Raw genomic sequence first — 2,261 nt, 5'->3', positions numbered from 1 at the left:
TTCTGCGGTATAGGCTACTTGATTGGTGTACGGACTTGTTAAGGCATTGGCATCATTATCGGCATCGGCTTGATTGGCATGAAATGTAATGGTGACGTCTCCTGCTGTTTGACTGCCTAATACCGTAGCTTCTATGGCTGACAAATCAAAAGCCCACAGACCATCATTGTTGTCATCACAGATTAATTGATCTGGAACTGCATTGGCTGTTGGGACTTCATTAAACTCCACTTCAATAGAATCACTTACTACACAGCTTGCTGAAAAATTAACATCTACAGAATATGTTCCTGCTTCCGTTACACCTATTGTTGGCCCTGTTTCTCCTGTAATTTCTACACCGTTAAAAAACCATGTATGATCTACACTTGCATCTGCTTGAGTATTTAATGTTAACGTCTCTCCTAAACATACTGAAGTACCTGCTGCTATTGTAATATCATCTCCTAAATCTCCTCCTAAATTAAAACTTCCTCCCTCTAAAAATATAGCTGAATCTAATTGACTATCACCTTGGTCTGCTACCACTAATTTTATTTCATATGCCGTATTTGCTACAACATTAGATGATGCTGTAAGAACTACAGTTCTTCCATTATAATTTGAATCTCCAACATTATATCCTTCAAAAAAAGCTGCATTAGCAGGACATACAGTAGACCCATTGATGTTAGTTACACTTACAGGAGTAACACCATCTGGTAGCACGGCCAAATTGGTATAAGCTGTAGTCCCCACTTCTCTTAACAAAAAAGCAAAACTATCAGCGAAATTACACTCTGTATTTCCATCATATTCTTCTGAAGTCATTAAGAACCTAAAACTTATATTATTTCCTGTTGGCACAAAATTAAATTTAATAAATGTGGCATCTTGCGTATTTGTTTGCCCTAGTGCCGCTTCTAAATCGGCATCTCCTGCCTGACCATTAGTATTATTTATTACTGTTGCATTTACAGTATTACCAGCATCAAAAGCTCGCCCTGTAGTTAATATAACTCCTTGCTCAAAAGGGAAACCTACATTAGCACCTCTTTTAAAGTAACCATAACTTTTTGTAGTTAAATCTCCTGGAGCTCCATTAACTTGAAAAGAAAAGTTATCTGCAGCTGCACATCCTCCAGAAATTAAAACATCAGAAATTAACTGCTCTGGTCCTAAACTTGACTCTGCATCAGTTGCATCATTTATAGATATAATTTGTGCTTGAGTTGCAAACACGAAAACGAATAAAATAAGGGATAGGGTAATTTTTTTCATATTTTTTTGGTAATAGGGATAAGTCATCATCTACGATTATATAACAACTATCTATAATAAAACCCTACATTAGTTTTTTTTAATGAAAAAACATGGCAATTACTTAAAAACTAATCCCATTTGAAACCATTGTTTTTCATAGATATAAATTTTTAAATCTAAAGTTTAAAAACAAAAAAGGTCTAAGCAATAGCTTAGACCTTTTTAAATTAAATATTTAAAATTGTTTATTATCGTTTCAACGCAAAATGGGCCTTAAACGTTTTCACTTCATTAGTGCTCGGTTCTCTGTACTGTACCGCAAACCAATACGTACTATTAGGCATAGGGTTGCCATTATAGGTACCATTCCATCCACTTCCAGAAGGACTTAGTTGTTTTAATAGCTTGCCATAGCGGTCAAAGATATAAATAATAGCATCCGGTTGTCCAGCTAAGCCATAGATGTTCCACGTATCGTGGTACCCATCCCCATTAGGTGTAAAGTAATGTGGGTAGTCCATAACAGTAATGGTTATGGTAGTTTCCCCACAGCCTATAGCGTCTCTTACTGTAATAGTATGTTCTCCTGCTTCTACATTGCTAAAGGTATACATTCCATCGTTTGGTGTATTGGCTTCCCACGCACCACCATCGATACTAAACTCGTATACTGAGATCGCTGTACTTGCCGTTGTTGTCGCCGTTACTGCAATATCGTGTTGATCTGCAAAAGCTAATGTGGTAATCTCTGCGGTAACCACAGGTGGCTCACTTACTTCTACAAAGGTTACCGTATTTGGGTCGCCTACTATAGTAGAACAGCCTAAAGCACTAGTAACCACTACCGAGTAGTTCCCGCCTTCTGTTGGGGTAATACTTGATTGGTTTGCGTATTGTGGTTGTTCTACGCCTTCTAAGTACCAGGTAAAGGTATAGCCATCGGCCACAGTTAAGCCCGTGTCTATTGCTGGCGTGTTAATGACTTCTGTACCATTGGTGTTGATACATAATAGGTAATT

General features: G+C 37.5%; 2 protein-coding genes. Both read right to left on the bottom strand.

Features of this window, described 5'->3' with window-relative positions; translation table 11 throughout:
• A partial coding sequence (locus ACVC08_RS00130) for a choice-of-anchor L domain-containing protein (protein WP_452600492.1) occupies positions 1 to 1,260 on the bottom strand: 1,260 nt, incomplete at its 3' end.
• Between the two features lie 230 nt (positions 1,261 to 1,490).
• Positions 1,491 to 2,261: T9SS type B sorting domain-containing protein (locus ACVC08_RS00125; protein WP_452600491.1), on the bottom strand; the 771-nt coding region annotated here is incomplete at its 5' end.

The organism is Pontimicrobium sp. MEBiC06410, assembly GCF_053601615.1.
The sequence above is the reverse complement of the archived record's forward strand: the minus strand, read 5'-3'. Positions and strand labels throughout refer to the sequence as shown.